Source organism: Mesorhizobium sp. ZC-5 (genome assembly GCF_025753855.1).
Classification (GTDB): Bacteria; Pseudomonadota; Alphaproteobacteria; order Rhizobiales; family Rhizobiaceae; genus Neomesorhizobium.
On sequence record NZ_JAOWPT010000005.1, the window covers coordinates 291618 to 312853 of the forward strand.

Consider the following 21236-nt stretch of genomic DNA (forward strand, 5'->3'; position numbering starts at 1 on the left):
AAGATTGAATACCTCTAATGGGGGTGAGTTGGTATCGCCACAATCGACTGTAGGCCCCCACTCGAAAGTCATGCCAAACGATGCCAAGACACATCCCTCCAAGTTAAAGCTGGATCTATTCTTCGCTGACGATTTCGAGTTTGTAATGTTTCCCATTTTGAATTGAACAATTGATCGGCGCCCACTCGGTGGCGAGCACACTTGTCTGCCGAACCAAAGGCTCCTCTGGCGGGCCTGCTGTCTTTGTCAGGCGCCAGGTGCAAAGTCGCGTCCTTGTGCCTCTGTTGCGAATTCCCATCATGCGGCCCGTACCGCTACACGCGGCCCCGTCTTCTCGCACGCAATCCATAGCTTCCTCCCAAGACAACGATGCATCAACGACGCATCGAGCCCGGCGACTCGAATGCAATATCGAGTGTGACACCGCCGTGATGCAGTTGTGAGGCTGTCGATCTCTCCCCTGCCTTGCCGCCACCTCGGCCCGGTTGTAGGCTCGGCGCCCGATCAACCACAGTGCAGGGGAATGCCATGTCAGTCGCCCGGGTCACCGAGATTACCGCGTCCTCGAAGAAGAGCTTTCAGGATGCCATCGAAAAAGGCATCGCCCGCGCATCGAAGACGCTGAAGAACGTCGAGGGCGCCTGGATCCAGGACCAGAAGATCGTCGTCGAGGACGGCAAGATCGCCGCCTACCGGGTCAACATGAAGGTGACGTTTATTCTGGCGGATTGATTTTTTTTCGGGAACCGGATCGGGCCGTCTTTTCCCGGAACCTTCGTCGCGCCTCCTCATTGTCCCTGCATCGCCACGACAAATGAGGAGATCAGATATGAAGACGACCCATACCGGACATACAGACGCCATTGCCGCTTCGCGCGTCATCGGCACCGAAGTCTACAACGCCGCCGGCGACCATATCGGAACCATCGAGGACGTGATGCTGGAGAAGACCTCCAACGGCATCATGTTCGCGGTGATCGGCTTCGGCGGCTTCCTCGGCATCGGCGAGAAGTTCCACGCCATTCCGTGGTCTGCGCTCGACTACGAGCCCAACAAGGGTGGCTATGTCGTGCCGTTCACCAAGGAGCAGCTTAAGGCAGCGCCCGCCTATTCGATCAACGAACTGGCCGGCAATGACGGCCAGAAGGCGCGGGATGCATCCTATGCCTACTACCAGGTCGATCCCTACTGGTGATCGACCGACATGAAAGCGGCCCCGAGAGGGGCCGTTTTTCGTTGCGGCGGATACTCTACTCGCGCTCCTGGATGACGGACAGGTCGATGGAGCCTTGTGTCGGTTGCGGATTGTTGCAGGACGTCAGGAACGCCGCGGCGATGAAGAACAGGCTGACGATGGCGGCAAATTGAGACACGGCGAAACTCCCTCAAAGTTCCACCCCAAGCGCGGCGAATCATAACGCAAAACCATCTTGGCGTCGGCCCGGCGGTTGATGACAAATGATGACAAGGGCTGTCGATAACGTGAATCTTTTGCTGTCGACGGCCCGAAAGCCTGACGTAGACTGCGGCCCTCATCGGAGTGTCAGGATGTCCGCCGCCGCTTTTTCCGTGTTCGATCTGTCGCGTTTTGAAAAGGCAGCGCCCGAGGAGCGCCGCAAGCTGGGGAGCGAGGTCGATGAAATCTGCCGCGCCACGGGCTTTCTGGCGATCAGCGGCCATTCGGTGCCGCGGGAGACGATCGACGGCGTCTGGAACGCAGCGCATGATTTCTTCGACCTGCCGCAGGAGACCAAGGACGGCGTGCGGGCGCCTTATCCCGGCTATCCCTACGGCTATCTCGGCAGCGGCACCGAGGCGCTGGCGAAATCGAAGGGCGTCGACACGCCGCCCGACCTCAAGGAGAGTTTTAATGGCGGGCCGTTGAAAGTGCCGGACGGGCTGATCGATCCGGAAGCGCTGGCGTTCTGCTACGCCGAGACGATCTGGCCGGTTGAGCCCGATGGGTTCGTCGAGGCCTGGAAGGCCTATTATGCGGCGATGGAGGATCTGGCGGCGCGCATCATGCGGGTGTTCGCGGTGGCGCTCGATCTGCCGGAGGATTTTTTCCAGAAATCGATCGACGCGCCGGTCAGCGCGCTCAGGGCGCTCAACTATCCCGAAATGTCAGTGCCACCTAAGCCGGGGCAACTGCGGGCTGGAGCGCATACCGACTACGGCAGCCTGACCATCCTGTTGCCGCAGGAAGGGTCGCGCGGGCTGGAAATCTTCACGCCGGAGGGGGAGTGGCGCGAGGTGCCGCCGGTACCGGGCGCGTTCGTCATCAACATCGGCGACCTGATGGCGCGCTGGACCAACGACCGCTGGGTGTCGACGCTGCACCGCGTCGTCAATGCCGACGGGAGTGCGGCGCGCCGCCAGTCGCTGGCTTTCTTCCACCAGCCCAACTGGCATGCCGAGATCGCCTGCCTCGATACCTGCCTGGCGCCTGGTGAAACGCCGAGATACGAGCCAGTGCTTTCCGGACCGTACCTGATGTCGAAGTTCCAAGCGACGGTGAAGCCCGCCGCCTAGGATGTGCCGTTATTCAGGTGATGCCGGCCTGCGAATGGCGGCTTTCTGCGCTTCCGGTGCTCACGTACCCGAATGTACGCTGCGCTCCGGTTCTCGAAATCTGCAATTTTCGGCTCGGCCTGACCTGAATATCGACACATCCCGGACGCTGCGGAATTTTTCAAAGCCGCCGCATTGCCTTTTGCCCGGCATTGGCTAAGACGGGCGCGGCTCTTGCAAACGCTCCAATCCGAGAGGCTTTCCCAACATGACCGCAATCATCGATATCGTCGGCCGCGAAATTCTCGACAGCCGCGGCAACCCGACCGTGGAAGTGGACGTGGTGCTGGAGGACGGCTCGATGGGCCGCGCGGCGGTGCCTTCCGGCGCTTCGACCGGCGCGCATGAGGCGATGGAACTGCGCGACGGCGGTCCGCGCTATCTCGGCAAGGGCGTCGAGAAGGCGGTCGAGGCGGTCAACGGCGAGCTGTTCGAGGCGATCGGCGGCATGGAGGCCGAGAACCAGATCCACATCGACCAGACGATGATCGAACTCGACGGCACGGCGAACAAGAGCCGCCTCGGCGCCAACGCCATCCTGGGCGTTTCGCTGGCGGTCGCCAAGGCAGCGTCGGAAGCAGCCGGCCTGCCGCTCTACCGCTATGTCGGTGGGGCCGCCGCGCATGTGCTGCCGGTGCCGATGATGAACATCGTCAATGGCGGCGCGCATGCCGACAACCCGATCGATTTTCAGGAATTCATGATCATGCCGATCGGCGCACCGAGCCTGCGCGAAGCGGTGCGCTGGGGCTCGGAGATCTTCCACACGCTGAGGAAGGGCCTGAAGGACGCCGGCCACAACACCAATGTCGGTGACGAGGGCGGTTTTGCGCCGAACCTCAAGAACGCACCGTCGGCGCTCGACTTCGTCATGGCCTCGATCGAGAAGGCCGGCTACAAGCCGGGTGAGGACGTCGCCATCGCTCTCGACTGTGCCGCGACCGAGTTCTTCAAGGACGGCGCTTATGTCTACGAGGGCGAGAAGAAGAGCCGCGATCCCAAGGCTCAGGCAAAGTATCTCGCCAAGCTCGCCGCCGACTATCCGATCATCTCGATCGAGGACGGCATGGCGGAGGACGACTGGGAAGGCTGGAAGTACCTTACCGACCTGATCGGCACGAAAACCCAGCTCGTCGGCGACGACCTGTTCGTCACCAACACCGCACGTCTCAAGGACGGCATCAAGATGGGCGTCGCCAACTCGATCCTGGTCAAGGTCAACCAGATCGGCACGCTGACCGAGACGCTGGACGCCGTCGGGACTGCTCACAAGGCAGCCTATACGGCGGTGATGTCGCATCGCTCGGGCGAGACGGAAGACTCGACCATTTCCGACCTGGCCGTCGCCACCAACTGCGGACAGATCAAGACCGGCTCGCTGTCGCGCTCCGACCGCACGGCAAAATACAACCAGCTGATCCGCATCGAGGAAGAACTCGGCAAGCAGGCGCAGTACGCCGGCAAATCCGTACTGAAGACCTGAATTATGGGTGGAGTTGCGGGGAACAGACTGGCAAAGCAGCTCTGCAGGGGTTTTGCGGTCGCCGCCTCGCTCCTGTTCCAGTCGCCCCTCGCGTCGGCGCAGGATATGGAAGGCTTCCGCTCGCCGACCGGCAACATCCAGTGCCTGTTCTTCGATGATTCCTCGGTTCGCTGCATGGTCGGCGAGACGGCAAATCCACGACCTGCGCGACCGCCGGACTGCGAACTGGACTGGGGCAGCGATTTCGGCCTCGACGCTTCGTCGCGGCGCGGCGAACGGCTGTGCGTGGGCGACACCATTGCCGGCGACTATGAGGCGTTGCCGTACGGCGAGAGCGTCCGGCGTGGCGGCATCACCTGCAGTTCGGAGCGAACCGGCGTCACCTGCATCAACGAACGCGGCGCTGGCTTCGAGCTGTCGCGGGCGCGGCAGCGGCTGTTCTAGACTACGCCGCAGGCAGGTCGATGATCGACCGCAATACCGCGTGCGCGCAATTTTGTCGGCCGCGACAGGCAGCCGTAACCGTCCATTAAGCACAATCGGGCGACATAGAGCGCGAAAGGTTTGCGCACCATGTGGACACGCCAGCACCGACGCAGAAACACCGGCCGACTGATCGTTCCGGTCATTTCGGCGGCGTTTCTCGCCTATTTCGGCTTCCATGCCTACCACGGCGAATTCGGCATCTATTCCAAGTACCGATTCGAGGCGCGCATGGCCGAATTGCAGACCCAGCTCGACAAGGTGAAGGGCGAGCGTGTCGAACTCGAGCACCGCGTGCAGCTGCTGCATGATGGCACGCTGGAAAAGGACATGCTGGACGAACAGGCGCGCAGGGCGCTGAACTTTTCGCATTCGGACGAGATCACCATCATGCGTGATCGCCCGCTGTCGAATTAATCAAAATCCAGTTAATCATAACTATTTCCTGTAAATAGAACGGTTTAGCTGCATGCCAGCCATGCATTTTTCCGCATGGCTCTCACTCATTTTGCATGCTAGCTTTTCGATCAGCCGGGGAGGTGACGGCACGGCCGCACGCCTCCCGAATGTCCGAAAAGAGACAGCCACCAGGGAGTGATTGATGGCGACTGCCGCAAAGAAGACGTCCGCGAAATCGAAAGCGGACGCCAAGGGCCAGGGTGGCCTCGTTGCGCCGAAACCGGCCGACTTCACCAAGGAACAGGAACTCGCGGCGTATCGCGACATGCTGCTGATCCGGCGTTTCGAGGAAAAGGCCGGCCAGCTCTACGGCATGGGATTCATCGGCGGCTTCTGCCACCTCTATATTGGCCAGGAAGCTGTCGTCACCGGCATGAAAATGGCGCTGATCGAAGGCGATCAGATGATCACCGCCTACCGCGACCACGGCCACATGCTGGCCATGGAGATGACGCCGCGCGGCGTGATGGCCGAGCTGACCGGACGCCGGGGGGGCTACTCCAAGGGCAAGGGCGGCTCCATGCACATGTTCTCCAAGGAGAAGAACTTTTATGGCGGCCACGGCATCGTCGGCGCCCAGGTGTCGCTCGGCACCGGGCTGGCCTTCGCCAACCGCTACCGCGAGAACAAGAATGTCTCGCTGACCTATTTCGGCGACGGCGCCGCCAACCAGGGCCAGGTCTACGAAAGCTTCAACATGGCCTCGCTGTGGAAGCTGCCGGTCATCTACATCATCGAGAACAACCGCTACGCCATGGGCACGTCGGTGACGCGGTCGTCGGCCGAGACCGATTTCTCGCACCGTGGCGCCTCCTTCAAGATCCCCGGCATCCAGGTCGATGGCATGGACGTGCGCGCCGTGAAGTCGGCCTCCGACCTGGCGACCGACTGGTGCCGTTCGGGCAACGGTCCGATCATCCTGGAGATGCAGACCTACCGCTATCGCGGCCATTCGATGTCGGACCCGGCGAAATACCGCAGCAAGGAAGAAGTGCAGAAGATGCGCTCCGAGCACGACCCGATCGAGCAGGTGAAGGCGCGCGTGCTCGACAAGAAGTGGGCGAGCGAAGATGATTTGAAGGCGATCGACAAGGAGGTTCGCGATATCGTCGCCGACGCCGCCGAATTCGCGCAGACCGATCCCGAGCCGGATGTTTCCGAGCTCTGGACCGACATCGTACTCTAAGGGGAGGCGCGAACAACATGCCGATCGAAATCCTGATGCCCGCGCTTTCCCCGACGATGGAGGAAGGCAACGTTTCCAAATGGCTGAAGAACGAAGGCGACAAGATCGTTGCCGGTGACGTGATCGCCGAGATCGAGACCGACAAGGCGACGATGGAAGTCGAAGCCGTCGACGAAGGCATTCTGGCCAAGATACTGATCGCCGCCGGCACCGAAGGCGTGAAGGTCAACACGCCGATCGCCGTGCTGGCGGTTGACGGTGAAGACGTGGACAAGGCCGGCGAAGGCATCGGCGAAGAGCCTCCGGCAAAATTCGGTTCGGACGCTCCGAAGGCCGAAGCGCCGAAGGCGGAGGAAAAGCCGGCCGACAAGCCTGCCGCAGCACCGGTCGCTGCCGCGCCGAAGGCCGAAATCGCAGCCGATCCGGATATCCCGGCCGGCACCGAGATGGTTTCGACCACGGTGCGCGAAGCATTGCGCGACGCCATGGCCGAAGAAATGCGCCGCGACGAAAACGTCTTCGTCATGGGTGAGGAGGTCGCCGAATATCAGGGCGCCTACAAGATCACGCAAGGACTGTTGCAGGAATTCGGTGCGCGGCGCGTCGTCGATACGCCGATCACCGAGCATGGCTTTGCCGGCGTCGGCGTCGGCGCGGCGATGGCCGGCCTGCGCCCGATCGTCGAGTTCATGACCTTCAACTTCGCCATGCAGGCGATCGACCAGATCATCAATTCGGCGGCCAAGACGCTCTACATGTCGGGCGGCCAGATGGGGGCGCCGATCGTCTTCCGCGGGCCGAACGGTGCGGCAGCCCGCGTCGCCGCCCAGCATAGCCAGGACTATGCCGCCTGGTACAGCCACATTCCGGGTCTCAAGGTCGTGCAGCCTTATACCGCGGCCGACGCCAAGGGCCTGCTCAAGGCGGCGATCCGCGACCCCAACCCGGTGATCTTCCTCGAGAACGAGATCCTCTACGGCCACTCCTTCGATGTGCCGAAGCTCGACGATTTCGTGCTGCCGATCGGCAAGGCGCGCATCCACAAAAAGGGCAAGGACGTCACCATCGTCTCCTGGGGTATCGGCATGACCTATGTGGTCAAGGCGGAAGCCGAACTCGCGGGGCTCGGCATCGACGCCGAGATCATCGATTTGCGCACGATCCGGCCGATGGACCTCGATACGGTGATCGCTTCCGTCAAGAAGACCAACCGGCTGGTGGTGGTGGAGGAAGGCTATCCGCAATCCTCGGTCGGCGACTTCATCGCCAACCAGGTGTCGCAGCGCGCCTTCGACTTCCTCGACGCCCCTGTGATCACCATCGCCGGCAAGGACGTGCCGATGCCTTATGCCGCCAACCTCGAAAAACTGGCGCTGCCGAATGTCGGCGAGGTGGTCGAGGCGGTGAAGGCGGTGACGTATCGCTGAGGAGATTGACGCATGCCCGGTAGCGGCGACAATTGTGCTGCATCGGACCAAACGCTCCAACAGGACGAGCGACTGCAATGGCCGAAACGGTAAATAAGCCTGTGACCTATGCCGATTTGGAGGCTGTGCCGCCGCATCTGGTGGCGGAGATCATCGACGGCGTCTTGAGGACACACCCGCGGCCATCGCCACGCCATTCGGGCGCGGCGAACGCCATTTCGGCGAAACTTACCGACCCGTTCCAATGGGGTGGAGGTGGGCCGGGGGGCTGGGTATTCTTTGTCGAACCAGAACTGAAACTCGGGACGCATATTCTCGTGCCGGATATCGCGGGCTGGCGGCGTGAACGCCTCTCCGCTTACCCTGAGACAAATTATTTCGAAATTGCCCCGGATTGGGTTTGTGAAATTCTCTCTGCTTCGACGGAAATCCGAGATCGCACCGTGAAAATGCGCATCTACGCGGAGGAGGGCTTGCCCTATTTCTGGCTGATCGATCCGCGCCTGCAGATACTCGAAGCCTTTGAACTGGTTGAGGGACGATGGGCCAAGGTCGGCGCGTGGAGCTCGGATGACCAAGTGAGCGCACCGCCTTTCGATGCCATTTCCTTCTCGCTCGCCGACCTTTGGCCCTTGGACAAGCCGCTCGGCTTCAACGAAGACCCGCAAGCCCTCTACGCCGGAGATAGATAGCCATGCCCATCAACATCACCATGCCGGCTCTCTCGCCCACGATGGAGGAGGGCAATCTCGCCAAGTGGCTGGTCAAAGAGGGTGACAAGGTTGCGCCGGGCGACGTGATCGCCGAGATCGAGACCGACAAGGCGACGATGGAAGTCGAAGCTGTCGACGAGGGAACGGTGGCGAAGATCGTCGTGCCGGCCGGCACCGAGGGCGTCAAGGTCAACGCGCTGATCGCCGTGCTGGCAGGCGAGGGCGAGGATGCAAGTGCCGCGGCGAAGGCCGGTGGCGATGCGGCGCCTGCGAAGGCGGAGGCAACTCAGAAAGAAGCTCCAATCTCCCCACCTGTGGGGGAGATGTCGGCGAAGCCGACAGAGGGGGGCGCTGTCCCGCAAACCTCTCCACAGAAGGGCAACGGCAAATCCACGGAAGGGCAGGGTTCTACGTTGCCCCCCTCTGGCCTGCCGGCCATCTCCCCCACAGGTGGGGAGATCAGCCAATCCGGAGAACGCACCTTCGCCTCGCCGCTGGCGCGGCGCATCGCCAAGGATGCCGGCGTGGATGTCGCGGCGGTGACAGGCACCGGCCCGCACGGCCGCGTGGTCAAGGCCGATGTCGAGGCGGCGATCGCCGGTGGTGGCGCCAAGGCTGCACCCGAAGCGAAGGTGGCTCCCGCAACTGGAGCACCTGCGACAGCGCCGGCCGCGAAACCGATGTCGGACGAGCAAGTGCTGAAGCTGTTCGAGGAAGGTTCCTACGAGCTGGTTCCGCACGACAATATGCGCAAGACCATCGCGCGGCGGCTGGTCGAGGCAAAGAGCACCATCCCGCATTTTTATCTCACGCTCGACTGTGAGCTCGACGCGCTGCTGGCGCTGCGGACGCAGCTGAATTCGGCGGCGCCGACGAAGAAGACCGACAAGGGCGACGTGCCGGCCTACAAGCTGTCCGTCAACGACATGGTCATCAAGGCGATGGCGATGGCGCTGATGGCGGTGCCGGACGCCAACGCCTCCTGGACCGACAGCGCGATGGTGAAGCACAAGCACGCCGATGTCGGCGTCGCCGTGTCGATCCCCGGCGGGCTGATCACGCCGATCATTCGCAAAGCGGACCAGAAGACGCTGTCGGCGATCTCCAACGAGATGAAGGATCTGGCCAGCCGCGCCCGCAACCGCAAGCTGAAGCCGGAGGAATACCAGGGCGGCACCACAGCGGTGTCCAACCTCGGCATGTTCGGCATCAAGGATTTTTCCGCCGTCATCAACCCGCCGCATGCGACGATCCTGGCGGTCGGTGCCGGCGAAGAGCGGGCGGTGGTGAAGAACGGCGAGATCAAGATAGCCACCGTCATGTCGGTGACGCTGTCGACTGACCACCGCGCCGTGGACGGCGCCCTCGGGGCCGAACTGCTGGTCGCCTTCAAGCGCTACATCGAGAACCCGATGGGAATGCTGGTTTAAGAAGTCTGTTCGTCAAAACGGAGGTCACGACGATGGCGACGGCGGTACATAACGAAAAGTTGCGCACGTCCTGGGTATGGATGGCGATCCTTGCGGTCATTTCGCTGATCGGCGGGGTGCTCGCTCTCTTCAACCCGCTTGCCGCCACGCTGGCGGCGACCGTCATGGCCGGCTGGGTATTTGCCCTGCTCGGCGCGGTTCAGATCCTGCAGTCGTTCCGGGTGACAGGCTGGCCGGGTTTCCTGTGGGGGCTGCTGTTCGGCATCCTCACCCTCGTCGTCGGCCTGTCGCTGATCTTCAATCCGCTGGCCGGCATGGTCTCGCTGACGCTGCTGGTCGCGGTGCTGTTCCTGGTCACTGGCGTGGTAAAGCTCCTCTATGCCTTCTCGCTGCGGCCGATTTCCGGATGGGGCTGGGTGCTCGCCTCGGGCATCGTCTCGCTGGCGCTCGGCGTCATGATCCTCAGCAATTTCCCGTACGCGGCCGTGTCGGTGCTCGGCATCCTGCTGGCCGTGGAACTGCTGTCCAACGGCGTGCTCTTCCTGCTTCTGGCGCTTGGACTGCGCAAGGCCTAGGCGGGCCGCTTCGTCTCGGGATCACCGCTTCATGAAAACCATCCTCTGCTATGGCGATTCACTGACCTGGGGCTATCACGCCGTCGGCCCCAGCCGGCATGCGCTGGCCGACCGCTGGCCGAGCGTGCTGGCGTCCGGATTGGGCTCGGGCGTCCAGGTGATCGCCGAGGGGCTGAACGGCCGCACCACAGCCTTCAATGACGACCTGGCGACCGAGGACCGCAACGGCACGCGTATCCTGCCGACGCTGCTCGGCATGCATTCGCCGCTCGACCTTGTCATCATCATGCTCGGCTCCAACGACATGAAGCCGTGGATCCACGGTAACCCGCTCGCCGCCAAGCAAGGCATGGGCCGGCTGGTCAACATCGTGCGCAACCACCCTTACCCGCTGGAGGCAGAGGCGCCGCAGGTGCTGCTGGTCTCGCCGCCGCCAGTCAGCCGCACCGAGAACGCGGAATTCGCCAGCATGTTCGCCGGCGGTGACGAAGCGTCCCGGCACCTGGCCGGCCTGTACAGCCAGCTTGCCGACGAATTGGGATGCGGTTTCTTCGACGCCGGCTCGGTTGCCGAAACGACGCCGCTCGACGGCGTCCACTTGGACGCGGAAAACACGCGCAAGATCGGCACCGCGCTGGTGCCGCTGGCACGCGTGATGCTGGAACTTTGATTTCAAGGAGAGTTCTGTGGCCGAAAACTACGACGTCATCATCATCGGTTCGGGCCCCGGCGGCTACATCGCGGCGATACGGGCAGCGCAGCTTGGGTTGAAGACGGCGATCGTCGAGCGCGAGCACCTGGCCGGCATCTGCTCCAATTGGGGCTGCATTCCGACCAAGGCGCTGCTGCGTTCGGCGGAAGTGATGCATCTTGCCACCCACGCCAAGAATTATGGGCTCAAGATCGAAGGCACCGTCGCGCCGGACATCAAGGCGGTGGTGGCGCGTTCGCGCGGCATCGCCGAGCGCATGAACGGCGGCGTCGGCTTCCTGATGAAGAAGAACAAGGTCGACGTGATCTGGGGCGAGGCGAAGCTGACCAAGGCAGCCTCGGGCGACAAGCCGGCCGAGATCGTCGTGGCGAAGACGGCGAAGAAGCCGATGCTGCCGCAGGCACCACTGCCCAAGAACACCAAGGGCGAGGGCACCTACACGGCCAAGCACATCATCGTGGCCACCGGCGCGCGGCCGCGCGCGCTGCCGGGTATCGAGCCGGACGGCAAGCTGATCTGGACCTATTTTGAGGCGATGGTGCCGCCGGAAATGCCGAAATCGCTGCTGGTCATGGGTTCGGGCGCCATCGGCATCGAGTTCGCCTCGTTCTACCGCATCATGGGCGTCGAGGTGACGGTGGTGGAACTGCTGCCGCAGGTGATGCCGGTGGAAGACGCCGAAATTTCGGCCTTCGCGAAAAAGCAGTTCGAGAAGCAGGGGATGAAGATCATCCTCGACGCCAAGGTGACCAAGGTCGAGAAGGCGGCAAATTCGATCACCGCGCATGTCGAGATGAAGGACGGCAAGGTGGAGAAAATCACCGCCGACCGGCTGATCTCGGCGGTCGGCGTGCAGGGTAATGTCGAGAATATCGGGCTCGAAGAACTCGGCGTGAAAACCGACCGCGGCACTATCGTCATCGACGGCTACGGCAAGACCAATGTGCCTGGCATCTATGCCATCGGCGATGTCGCCGGGCCGCCGATGCTGGCGCACAAGGCCGAGCACGAGGCGGTGATCTGCGTCGAGAAGATTGCCGGCCTGCCCAATGTGCACCCGATGGACAAGCTGAAGATCCCCGGCTGCACCTATTGCAACCCGCAGGTTGCTTCGGTCGGGCTGACGGAAGCCAAGGCGAAGGCCGAGGGCAAGGACATCCGTGTCGGCCGCTTCCCGTACGTCGCCAACGGCAAGGCGATCGCACTCGGCGAAGACCAGGGCATGGTGAAGACGATCTTCGACAAGAAGACCGGACAGTTGCTCGGCGCGCATCTGGTCGGCGCGGAAGTCACCGAGCTGATCCAGGGTTTTGTCGTGGCGATGAACCTCGAGACCACCGAGGAAGAGCTTATGCACACGATCTTCCCGCATCCGACGCTGTCGGAGACGATGAAGGAAAGCGTGCTCGACGCCTACGGCCGTGCGCTGAACGCATGACAGGCGCGCCGGCGCGGGACTGTTTTACGCGCCGATTCTGACTTATATGCGTGGCGTGGGCGGCTGAGCGAGGAGACGGACGATGGAACAGAGCGTCGGTATCATGGGCATGCCCGGCATCGGCTTTTTCGGCATGCTGCTGATCGGATTCCTGGCCGGCTACATTGCCGAGAAGGCGATGAACCGTGACCACGGCCTGTTCACCAACATCCTCGTCGGCATCGCCGGTTCCTTTGTCGGCGGCACGCTGGCCGGCCTGTTGGACTTCAACTACCAGGGTTTCCTCGGAAACCTGATTGTTGCCGCCGTCGGCGCCATCGCGATCCTGTGGATTTTCGGGCGCGCCAAGGCGAGCGGAGTGAATTGAGACCAAGATGGTAACGCTGCTCGACACGATCGCCAATCCGCCGCGGCTGCGGCACCCGGAAAAGGCCCACCGGCCGGACCAGGAAGTGCTGCGCAAGCCCGACTGGATCCGCGTCAGGGCGCCGGTTTCCAAGGGCTATGCCGAAACGCGCGAGATCGTGAAGTCGCACAAGCTGGTTACGGTGTGCGAGGAGGCCGGCTGCCCCAACATCGGCGAGTGCTGGGAGAAGAAGCACGCCACCTTCATGATCATGGGCGAGATCTGCACGCGCGCCTGCGCCTTCTGCAACGTCGCCACCGGCATCCCGACCACGCTCGACCCGAACGAGCCGGAGAGCGTCGGCAAGGCGGTGGCCAAGATGGGGCTCAGCCACGTCGTCATCACCTCGGTCGACCGCGACGATCTCGCCGATGGCGGCGCGCAGCATTTCGCCGACGTGATCCACGCGATCCGCAGGCACAATCCGACCACCACGATCGAGATCCTGACGCCGGACTTCCTGCGCAAGGACGGCGCGCTGGAGATTGTCGTTGCGGCAAAGCCCGACGTCTTCAACCACAATCTGGAGACGGTGCCGTCGAACTACCTGACCGTGCGTCCGGGTGCCCGCTATTTCCATTCGATCCGGCTCCTGCAGCGGGTGAAGGAGCTCGACCCGTCGATCTTCACCAAGTCGGGCATCATGGTCGGCCTTGGCGAGGAACGGAACGAGATCCTGCAGCTGATGGACGACCTGCGTTCGGCCAATGTCGACTTCATGACGATCGGCCAATATCTGCAGCCGTCGAAAAAGCACCATCCGGTGAAGAAATTCGTCACGCCGGAGGAATTCAAATCCTACGAGACGATCGGCAGGACCAAGGGTTTCCTGCTTGTCGCCTCGAGCCCGCTGACGCGTTCCTCGCATCACGCCGGCGAGGATTTTGCCCGGCTGCGCGCGGCGCGGGAGAAGCAGCTTTCGCGGATCGCCTGAACAGTTTGACAGCCTGCGCCGAACGGCTGTCGTCGGCGAACAGGGTGCTCGTCATCGGTTGCTCGGGTGGCGGCAAATCCACCCTGGCGCAGGCGTTGTCGCCCAAATTGAACCTGCCTTACATTTCGATGGACCGAGCCTTCTTCTGGCTTCCCGGTTGGAAGCTGCGCGAGCGCTCACAAATCCGATCGATGGTCGCCGACGCCGTCCAGGAAGACCGGTGGATCATGGACGGGACCGGCCATGCCACGCTCGATTTGCGTTTGCCGCGTGCCGAGGCTCTTATCTGGATTCGCTTGCCACGCCTACTTTGCCTCACACGGGTCGTTTTGCGGTGGATACGTTATGCCGGGCGCTCGCGTCCCGAGATGACGGAAGGGTGCCCGGAAAAGATCGACCTCGAATTCCTGCGCTACATCTGGAACTTCGAGAAGAAGCAGGCGCGGGACATCATCGATGGGTTGGCGAAGTACGGTCCCGATGTACCGGTTTTCGTTCTCGATTCGCGCGGCGACGCAGACGCCCTGCTTGCTCTTCTCGAAAGGCGTGATACGGACTGATCATGCCGCAGTTCGAGACCGTCAAACACGTCAGCCATCCGCCGCACGAGATGTTCGCGCTGGTCGCCGACGTGGAGAAATACCCGCAGTTCCTGCCGCTTTGCGAAGGCCTGTCGGTGCGTTCCCGCAAGGAGCGCGACGGCCGCACCGTGCTCGTCGCGGACATGACGGTGGGCTACAAGGCGATCCGCGAGACGTTCACCAGCCAGGTGCACCTGAAACCCGACGAGAACGCCATCGACGTCAAATATCTCGACGGTCCCTTCCGCTACCTGAGCAATATATGGCGGTTCGATGCGGCCGCCGACGGCGGCACCGATATCCACTTCTTCATCGACTACGAGTTCAAGAGCCGCATTCTGGGCGCCATGATGGGTGCGATGTTCGACCGCGCCTTCCGCATGTTCACCAACGCGTTCGAGAAGAGGGCGGATGTGGTGTATGGCAGTCCCAGTATCGGCCAAGCCGGATGAGCGGCGGCTATGCTGAAACGGGTTGGCGCCTTCATCGCCTCAATCTCGAGACGTAGCTATAGCGGCTCAAATCGAAAGCTTCCGTTCGACCGGGCGACGCGACCAACGCCGGGCGAGTCCAGGTGTGCGCCCGCGATGAAATAATCGTCGTCCGATGCGAGTGCCAGCAACCGCAATCGGCTTTCGCGCGCCTGGTCCTGATCCTCATCGAACTCCCAGGTCAGTTCCGGTCGGTAGAACTGAAGCGATGGAACGTGAACGGTGTCTCCCCAAACCAAGAGGCGTTCGCCGCTGCTCGAAACGCGAAAGCAGCTGTGACCCACTTCATGGCCATGAGCGCCAATAGCTTCAACATGTGTCTCGAGACGTTCTCCGGCTTCGAATGATTCCGCCTTGCCGTGAAAGCGTTCGAGCCGCGCCACGGCACGAAAGAGGTCAAGTTCTTGCTCAGGAACCAGCAAACGCGTCATCCGGGGAAAAGCCTCTCGACCGTCAGCAAGCACAAGACCATGGATATGGTCGAGATGAGTATGGGTGAACATGACGGTGCGGACTCTTTCGGCCTCGATGCCAGCTTCAACCAGCGCCTCGGGAAGGCGGCCCATGGTGGGATGCCAAGCATTTGACGCACCAGTATCGATCAAGGTTATCGCGCTTCCATCGTCAATTGCGAATGCATTGACCGAAAGCCTGAGTTGTCCGTCGAATAGCGGAATTTGATCTTTTAACTCATCGCCAAATGGTTTGTTGCCGGGTTGACGGAGCCGCCTGAGTGGCATGTCGACATAACCATCGCGCAACGAAGTGATGCGCAGATCACCAAGGCTATAGGTTGAATGAAGTCCGCCTGAAGCTATTCGGTGCATTTGCCGATCCGATCAAGAAGATTGCCGCCAGTTCTAAAACGCCGCGGAAGACTAGCCGGCGAGCGCCTTCAGCCCCATCTCCAGCGCCGTCCGCACCGTCTCGCGGCGGATAAAATCGCGGCCCTTGTTGTCGAACTGACGACGTTCGGCGATCGGCTGAAGGCCGGTCATCGCCAGCCCGAACCAGACCAGCCCGACCGGTTTTTCCGCCGAGCCGCCATCAGGGCCGGCAATGCCTGTGACCGAGAGCGCGATGCCGGCATGCGAGCGGGCCAGCGCGCCGGACGCCATTTCCAGCGCGGTTTCGCGCGACACCGCGCCATGCGCGTCGAGGGTGACCGGGGAGACCCCGAGCATCTCGATCTTGGCGTCGTTGGAATAGGTGACGAAACCGCGATCGACCATCGACGACGAACCCGGGATGTCGGTGAGTATGGAGATGATCATGCCGCCGGTGCAGGATTCCGCCGTCGCAGAAAGGATCTTGCGGGCAGCGCACGCCTTGAGGAAACGATCAGCCAGTTCTCCAAGGTCACTCATTCGGGCACATCTCCGGGGTAGACGACACTTGCCGTAGCGATCGCCGCGATGCCTTCCTCGCGGCCGATGAAGCCGAGCTTTTCATTGGTGGTCGCCTTGATGGATATGCGTTCCCTGGCAATTCGGAGCATTTTCGACAGCGCCTCCGTCATGGCTTCACGATGCGGGCCGACGCGCGGCGCCTCGCAGATCAGCGTGACGTCGGCATTGGCGATACGGCCGCCAGCCGAACGCACGATGCCCGCTGCGTGTTCCACGAAGATATGCGAGGCCGCACCCTTCCATTGCGGATCGGATGGCGGGAAATGCGTGCCGATGTCGCCGGCGCCGCAGGTGGCGAGCAGCGCGTCGGTCAGCGCATGCAGGCCGACATCGGCATCCGAATGGCCGTTGAGCTTCTTGGTGTGCGGGATGGCGACGCCGCAAAGCGTGACATGGTCTCCGGGCTCGAAGGAATGCACATCGTAGCCGTTGCCGGTGCGGACGTCGGGGAACGCGCTTCGTTGGGAAAGCCGCTCGTTGGCCATCGCGATATCCTTCGCCCAGGTCAGTTTCATGTTGTCCGGCGAGCCCAATACGAGCCGCACCGGCAGCCCATTCCATTCGGCGATCGCGGCGTCGTCGGTAAAGTCGTCGCGTCCGGCAGCGGCTGCCGCGTCGTGCGCGGCCATGATCGGGCCGAACGGAAAGCCCTGCGGCGTCTGGGCGGTGTGCAGGCCGGCGCGGGGCACCGTTTCGACGATGGTGCCGTCGGCAGCACCGCGCTTCAGCGTATCTGAGACCGGCAGAGCGGGCAGGGCGCCGTGGCCGGCATCGATCGCGGCGATCACCCTGTAGATCAACGCCGCGTCGACGAAAGGCCGCACGCCGTCATGGATCAACACGACGCCGGGCGCTTCGCCGGCAAGCGCGCTCAAGGCAAGCCGCGTCGATTCCTGGCGCGTCGACCCGCCGGGCACGACAATGAAATCGCGGGTGAATTCGCCCATCGCAGCGAACAGATCCGTGTCGTCGGGATGGATTGCCACGACGATGGTTCCGATCGACGGATGGCTGGAAAAGGCCTCGATGGTGCGGTAAAGCACGGCTCGGCCGCCGATCCTTCGGTATTGCTTGGGGCCTTCGGCGGACTGTCCGGCGCGCTCGCCGCGGCCCGCCGCGACGATGACCACGGCGACCTTGGCGGCTGAATGGCTGGATTGCTTGGTTTCGCCCATGGCGAGACGCATAGCGGCGGGTCAGGGCAAACGCCAGTGCAAAGCGGGGGTTTGACGAAAGTTGAGCGCCTTCGCAGTTGCACAAACGCGCAAAACTGTCTAGGCAATGAGCAGCAGACGAAAGTGCCCGGTTTTTGTGCATGACCTCTTTTTCCCAACTCGGCCTGCCGCTCGACCTCGGCGCGGTCGAAATCCGCAACCGGGTGTTTCTGGCTCCGATGTCGGGCATCACCGACGAGCCGTTCCGGATGCGTGCGCATAGGCATGGCGCCGGGCTCGTCGTGTCGGAAATGGTGGCGAGCGGTGAACTCGCCAAGGGCCGGCTGGAATCCGAGCGCCGCATCCGGCGGCCCGACATTCCGGTCCACATGGTGCAGCTTGCAGGACGCCAGGCCGATCACATGGCTGAAGCGGCGCGCATCGCGGCAGGCGAGGGCGCCGACATCATCGACATCAACATGGGCTGCCCGGCGAAGAAGGTGACCGGCGGTTATGCCGGCTCCGCCTTGATGCGCGAGCCGGACCATGCGCTGTCGCTCATCGAGGCGGTGATTGGCGCCGTCGACGTGCCGGTGACGGTGAAGATGCGGCTCGGCTGGGACGAAGGCGCGCTCAACGCGCCGCTGCTGGCGCGGCGCGCCGAACAGGCCGGCGTGAAGATGGTGACGGTGCATGGCCGCACGCGCTGCCAGTTCTACCAGGGCAAGGCCGACTGGCGCGCCATCGCGCGGGTCAAACAGGCGGTTTCGATACCGGTGGTCGCCAATGGCGACGTGACCAGCGCGGCGGATGCCGCTTTGGTGCTGGAACAATCGGGAGCCGATGCGGTGATGGTCGGCCGCGCCAGCTATGGCGCGCCATGGGCTGCCGCCGAAATCGCCCAGGCGGCAGGCGGCAGCGCCGCGCAAGGCATTCCTCGCAGCGCCGAGGATATCGCCGGCTATGTGATCGACCACTACGATGCGATGCTTGCGCTTTACGGCGTCGAAAGCGGGCTCAGGCAAGCCAGAAAACATCTCGGCTGGTATCTGGAGCGTCACGCGGCAGCCGCCGCTCCAGACCTGCGCAAGGCGATCATGACCGGCCTGGAGCCGCAACAGGTAATCGCCGCGCTGCGCGAAGCATTCCTGGCCGGCGAAGCCGCAATGGACATCAGGGAAGTCGCATGAATGTGACACAGGCAGCAGTGCCGCCGCCGGCCGACGCCGCGCAGATCGTGCTCAACACGATTCGCCATCCGGTGATCATGGTCAGCGCGGAAGGTTTCATCACCTTCGCCAACGCGGATGCGGAAGATTTTTTCCGTGCCAGCGCCACCATGCTCGGGCGCTACACGCTGGCGAAGTTCGTGCCGTTCGGCAGCCCGCTGCTGACGCTTGTCGAGCAGGTGCGCGAGCGGAAGGCGCCGGTCAACGAATACCGTGTCGACATTTCCTCGCCGCGCCTCGGCATCGAAAAGATCGTCGACATCTATGTCGCGCCGGTGCCCGAACTGCCGGGTTCGGTGGTGGTGATGTTCCAGGAACGCTCGATGGCCGACAAGATCGACCGCCAGATGACGCATCGCGGCGCGGCCCGCTCGGTTACCGGTCTCGCCGCCATGCTGGCGCACGAGATCAAGAACCCGCTGTCGGGCATTCGCGGTGCGGCACAGCTGCTGGAGACCGCGGTTTCGGACGAGGATCGGGCGCTGACCCGGCTGATCACCGACGAGACCGACCGCATCGTCTCGCTGGTCGACCGCATGGAGGTGTTTTCCGACGAGCGGCCGATCGACCGTTATCCGGTCAACATCCATGTCGTTCTGGATCATGTGAAGGCGATAGCCAGAAACGGTTTCGCCAAGGGAATCAAGATCATAGAGGAATATGATCCTTCATTGCCTGCGGTTTATGCCAATCGCGACCAGCTGATCCAGGTGTTCCTGAACTTGGTGAAGAACGCCGCCGAGGCGATCGGTTCCGACCCGCAGGGCGAATTGACGCTTTCGACCGCTTTCAGGCCCGGCATCCGCGTTTCGGTGCCCGGCACCCAGGATCGCGTGTCGCTGCCACTCGAATTCACCGTCCGCGATAATGGTCCGGGCGTACCGGAGGACATTTTGCCGATCCTGTTCGATCCGTTCATCACGACCAAGCCCAACGGCTCCGGACTGGGACTCGCCCTGGTGGCGAAGATCGTCGGCGAACATGGCGGCGTCATCGAATGCGATTCGACGCCGCGCGGCACCTCTTTCCGCATCCTGCTGCCGGCCTGGAAAGAGGCGCCTTATGCCGGTGACACCGAGACGGGATCCGGCCGATGAGCGTGCGTGGAAACATTCTGGTCGCCGATGACGATGCGGCAATCCGCACCGTGCTCAACCAGGCGCTGTCGCGCTCCGGGCATGACGTGCGCGTCACCTCGAACGCGGCGACGCTGTGGCGCTGGGTGGCGGCGGGCGAGGGCGACCTGGTCATCACCGACGTGGTGATGCCGGACGAAAACGCCTTCGACATGCTGCCGCGCATCAAGAAGGCGCGGCCGGAACTGCCGGTCATCGTGATGAGCGCGCAAAACACCTTCATGACCGCGATCCGGGCGTCCGAGACCGGCGCCTACGAATATCTGCCGAAGCCGTTCGATCTCACCGAACTCCTGACCATCGTCAACCGCGCGCTGGCGGAGCCGAAACGCCCGTCGGCCGAGCCGCGCGGCGACGACCAGCCGGAATCGATGCCGCTGGTCGGCCGCTCCGGCGCCATGCAGGACATCTACCGCATGCTCGCCCGCATGATGCAGACCGACCTGACCGTGATGATCTCGGGCGAATCCGGTACCGGCAAGGAACTGGTGGCGCGCGCGCTGCATGAATATGGCCGCCGCCGCAACGGCCCGTTCGTGGCCATCAACATGGCCGCGATCCCGCGCGACCTGATCGAATCGGAGCTGTTCGGCCACGAAAAGGGCGCTTTCACCGGCGCCCAGAACCGCTCCACCGGGCGCTTCGAGCAGGCCGAGGGCGGCACGCTGTTCCTCGACGAGATCGGCGATATGCCGATGGAAGCGCAAACGCGGCTGCTGCGGGTGCTGCAGCAGGGCGAATACACGACGGTCGGTGGCCGCACGCCGATCAAGACCGATGTGCGCATCGTCGCCGCCACCAACAAGGATCTGCGCACGCTGATCAACCAGGGGCTTTTCCGCGAGGACCTGTTCTATCGCCTCAATGTCGTGCCGCTGCGGCTACCGCCGCTGCGCGAGCGGGCCGAGGATATCCCCGACCTTGTGCGCCATTTCTTCAAGCAGGTGGAGAAGGAAGGACTGCAGACGAAGCGTATTTCCAGCGGCGGCGTCGAGCTGATGAAGCGCTACCCCTGGCCGGGCAACGTGCGCGAACTGGAAAATCTCGTCCGCCGGCTGGCGGCGCTCTACCCGCAGGACGAAATCTCGGCCGAAATCATCGACGCGGAATTGCGCACCGGCGAAGCACCGCCGCCAACAGGTGGAGGCGTGTTGCCGGACGATCTGTCGATCAACCAGGCTGTCGAACACTATCTGCAGCGCTATTTCGGCCTGTTCAAGGGCGATCTGCCGCCGCCGGGTCTCTATCAGCGCATCCTGGCCGAGGTCGAATACCCGCTGATCCTCGCCTCGATGACCGCGACGCGCGGCAACCAGATCAAGGCGGCGGAGCTCCTGGGCGTGAACCGCAATACGCTGCGCAAGAAGATCCGCGAACTCGGCGTCAACGTCTATCGCGGTGCAAAGCCGAACTGAGCCG

24 protein-coding genes are annotated in these 21236 nt (G+C 62.9%); 20 read left to right on the forward strand and 4 right to left on the reverse strand.

Translation table 11 applies throughout. The annotated features are described in order from the left end of the window. Window positions 1-528: 528 nt before the first annotated feature. Window positions 529-732: a dodecin family protein gene (locus tag OHD58_RS16480; RefSeq protein WP_263804504.1), complete on the forward strand. Its 204-nt coding sequence runs from the start codon at window positions 529-531 to the stop codon at window positions 730-732. A 97-nt stretch (window positions 733-829) separates the two neighbouring features. Beyond that, window positions 830-1195: a PRC-barrel domain-containing protein gene (locus OHD58_RS16485; protein WP_263804505.1), complete on the forward strand. Its 366-nt coding sequence runs from the start codon at window positions 830-832 to the stop codon at window positions 1193-1195. A gap of 55 nt (window positions 1196-1250) precedes the next feature. On the opposite strand, the gene OHD58_RS16490 is transcribed toward OHD58_RS16485, so the two are convergent. Beyond that, window positions 1251-1373 (reverse strand): hypothetical protein, encoded by a 123-nt coding sequence (locus OHD58_RS16490; protein ID WP_263804506.1) that lies wholly within the window; start codon window positions 1371-1373, stop codon window positions 1251-1253. A gap of 175 nt (window positions 1374-1548) precedes the next feature. Between OHD58_RS16490 and OHD58_RS16495 the strand changes: the two genes are divergently transcribed. The 15 genes from OHD58_RS16495 to OHD58_RS16565 all read left to right on the forward strand — a co-directional run bounded on the left by OHD58_RS16495 (window position 1549) and on the right by OHD58_RS16565 (window position 14850). Further along, window positions 1549-2532, forward strand: coding sequence for an isopenicillin N synthase family dioxygenase (locus tag OHD58_RS16495; protein ID WP_263804507.1), 984 nt, complete (start codon window positions 1549-1551; stop codon window positions 2530-2532). A 247-nt stretch (window positions 2533-2779) separates the two neighbouring features. Beyond that, on the forward strand, window positions 2780-4054 hold the full coding sequence (eno, locus tag OHD58_RS16500) for a phosphopyruvate hydratase (protein ID WP_263804508.1): 1275 nt from the start codon (window positions 2780-2782) through the stop codon (window positions 4052-4054). A 3-nt stretch (window positions 4055-4057) separates the two neighbouring features. Further along, window positions 4058-4498: a DUF6636 domain-containing protein gene (locus tag OHD58_RS16505; protein WP_263804509.1), complete on the forward strand. Its 441-nt coding sequence runs from the start codon at window positions 4058-4060 to the stop codon at window positions 4496-4498. 129 nt (window positions 4499-4627) lie between these two features. Further along, window positions 4628-4954, forward strand: a complete 327-nt coding sequence (locus OHD58_RS16510) for an FtsB family cell division protein (RefSeq protein ID WP_263804510.1) — start codon at window positions 4628-4630, stop codon at window positions 4952-4954. A gap of 184 nt (window positions 4955-5138) precedes the next feature. After that, complete coding sequence (pdhA, locus tag OHD58_RS16515; protein WP_263804511.1) at window positions 5139-6182, forward strand: pyruvate dehydrogenase (acetyl-transferring) E1 component subunit alpha; 1044 nt, start codon at window positions 5139-5141, stop codon at window positions 6180-6182. Window positions 6183-6199: 17 nt separating this feature from the next. Beyond that, window positions 6200-7609 (forward strand): pyruvate dehydrogenase complex E1 component subunit beta, encoded by a 1410-nt coding sequence (locus OHD58_RS16520; RefSeq protein WP_263804512.1) that lies wholly within the window; start codon window positions 6200-6202, stop codon window positions 7607-7609. Between the two features lie 77 nt (window positions 7610-7686). Continuing rightward, on the forward strand, window positions 7687-8301 hold the full coding sequence (locus OHD58_RS16525; RefSeq protein WP_263804513.1) for a Uma2 family endonuclease: 615 nt from the start codon (window positions 7687-7689) through the stop codon (window positions 8299-8301). Window positions 8302-8303: 2 nt separating this feature from the next. Further along, on the forward strand, window positions 8304-9752 hold the full coding sequence (locus OHD58_RS16530) for a pyruvate dehydrogenase complex dihydrolipoamide acetyltransferase (protein ID WP_263804514.1): 1449 nt from the start codon (window positions 8304-8306) through the stop codon (window positions 9750-9752). A gap of 32 nt (window positions 9753-9784) precedes the next feature. Beyond that, a complete protein-coding gene (locus OHD58_RS16535) occupies window positions 9785-10327 on the forward strand; it encodes an HdeD family acid-resistance protein (protein ID WP_263804515.1) in 543 nt (180 codons plus the stop codon). 31 nt (window positions 10328-10358) lie between these two features. Then, complete coding sequence (locus OHD58_RS16540; protein ID WP_263804516.1) at window positions 10359-10997, forward strand: SGNH/GDSL hydrolase family protein; 639 nt, start codon at window positions 10359-10361, stop codon at window positions 10995-10997. A 16-nt stretch (window positions 10998-11013) separates the two neighbouring features. Next, window positions 11014-12477 carry a dihydrolipoyl dehydrogenase gene (lpdA, locus tag OHD58_RS16545; RefSeq protein WP_263804517.1) on the forward strand — a complete coding sequence of 488 codons (1464 nt, stop codon included), beginning with the start codon at window positions 11014-11016 and terminating at the stop codon, window positions 12475-12477. A gap of 82 nt (window positions 12478-12559) precedes the next feature. Then, window positions 12560-12844, forward strand: coding sequence for a GlsB/YeaQ/YmgE family stress response membrane protein (locus tag OHD58_RS16550; RefSeq protein WP_263804518.1), 285 nt, complete (start codon window positions 12560-12562; stop codon window positions 12842-12844). A 7-nt stretch (window positions 12845-12851) separates the two neighbouring features. Further along, window positions 12852-13817 carry a lipoyl synthase gene (gene lipA, locus OHD58_RS16555; RefSeq protein ID WP_263804519.1) on the forward strand — a complete coding sequence of 322 codons (966 nt, stop codon included), beginning with the start codon at window positions 12852-12854 and terminating at the stop codon, window positions 13815-13817. 5 nt (window positions 13818-13822) lie between these two features. Further along, window positions 13823-14377 (forward strand): AAA family ATPase, encoded by a 555-nt coding sequence (locus OHD58_RS16560; protein ID WP_263804520.1) that lies wholly within the window; start codon window positions 13823-13825, stop codon window positions 14375-14377. Window positions 14378-14379: 2 nt separating this feature from the next. Beyond that, window positions 14380-14850 carry a type II toxin-antitoxin system RatA family toxin gene (locus OHD58_RS16565; protein WP_263804521.1) on the forward strand — a complete coding sequence of 157 codons (471 nt, stop codon included), beginning with the start codon at window positions 14380-14382 and terminating at the stop codon, window positions 14848-14850. A gap of 56 nt (window positions 14851-14906) precedes the next feature. On the opposite strand, the gene OHD58_RS16570 is transcribed toward OHD58_RS16565, so the two are convergent. The 3 genes from OHD58_RS16570 to OHD58_RS16580 are packed head-to-tail and all read right to left on the reverse strand — an operon-like array spanning window position 14907 to window position 17473. Then, a complete protein-coding gene (locus tag OHD58_RS16570) occupies window positions 14907-15716 on the reverse strand; it encodes an MBL fold metallo-hydrolase (RefSeq protein WP_263804522.1) in 810 nt (269 codons plus the stop codon). Between the two features lie 51 nt (window positions 15717-15767). Then, on the reverse strand, window positions 15768-16256 hold the full coding sequence (locus tag OHD58_RS16575; protein ID WP_263804523.1) for a CinA family protein: 489 nt from the start codon (window positions 16254-16256) through the stop codon (window positions 15768-15770). Beyond that, window positions 16253-17473: a bifunctional 2-C-methyl-D-erythritol 4-phosphate cytidylyltransferase/2-C-methyl-D-erythritol 2,4-cyclodiphosphate synthase gene (locus OHD58_RS16580; protein ID WP_263804524.1), complete on the reverse strand. Its 1221-nt coding sequence runs from the start codon at window positions 17471-17473 to the stop codon at window positions 16253-16255. Before OHD58_RS16580 ends, OHD58_RS16575 begins: the two co-directional genes overlap by 4 nt. 140 nt (window positions 17474-17613) lie before the next feature. Here OHD58_RS16580 and dusB point away from each other — a divergent pair, with 140 nt between their 5' ends. Genes dusB through ntrC form a run of 3 tightly spaced genes read left to right on the forward strand, consistent with a single transcriptional unit; the run spans window position 17614 to window position 21232 of the window. Further along, window positions 17614-18642 carry a tRNA dihydrouridine synthase DusB gene (gene dusB, locus OHD58_RS16585; RefSeq protein ID WP_263804525.1) on the forward strand — a complete coding sequence of 343 codons (1029 nt, stop codon included), beginning with the start codon at window positions 17614-17616 and terminating at the stop codon, window positions 18640-18642. After that, the gene (locus OHD58_RS16590) at window positions 18639-19778 is read left to right on the forward strand and encodes a two-component system sensor histidine kinase NtrB (protein WP_263804526.1); all 1140 of its coding nucleotides are present in this window, start codon (window positions 18639-18641) and stop codon (window positions 19776-19778) included. Before dusB ends, OHD58_RS16590 begins: the two co-directional genes overlap by 4 nt. Next, window positions 19775-21232, forward strand: a complete 1458-nt coding sequence (gene ntrC, locus OHD58_RS16595; protein WP_263804527.1) for a nitrogen regulation protein NR(I) — start codon at window positions 19775-19777, stop codon at window positions 21230-21232. Before OHD58_RS16590 ends, ntrC begins: the two co-directional genes overlap by 4 nt. The last annotated feature ends 4 nt before the right edge of the window (window positions 21233-21236 follow it).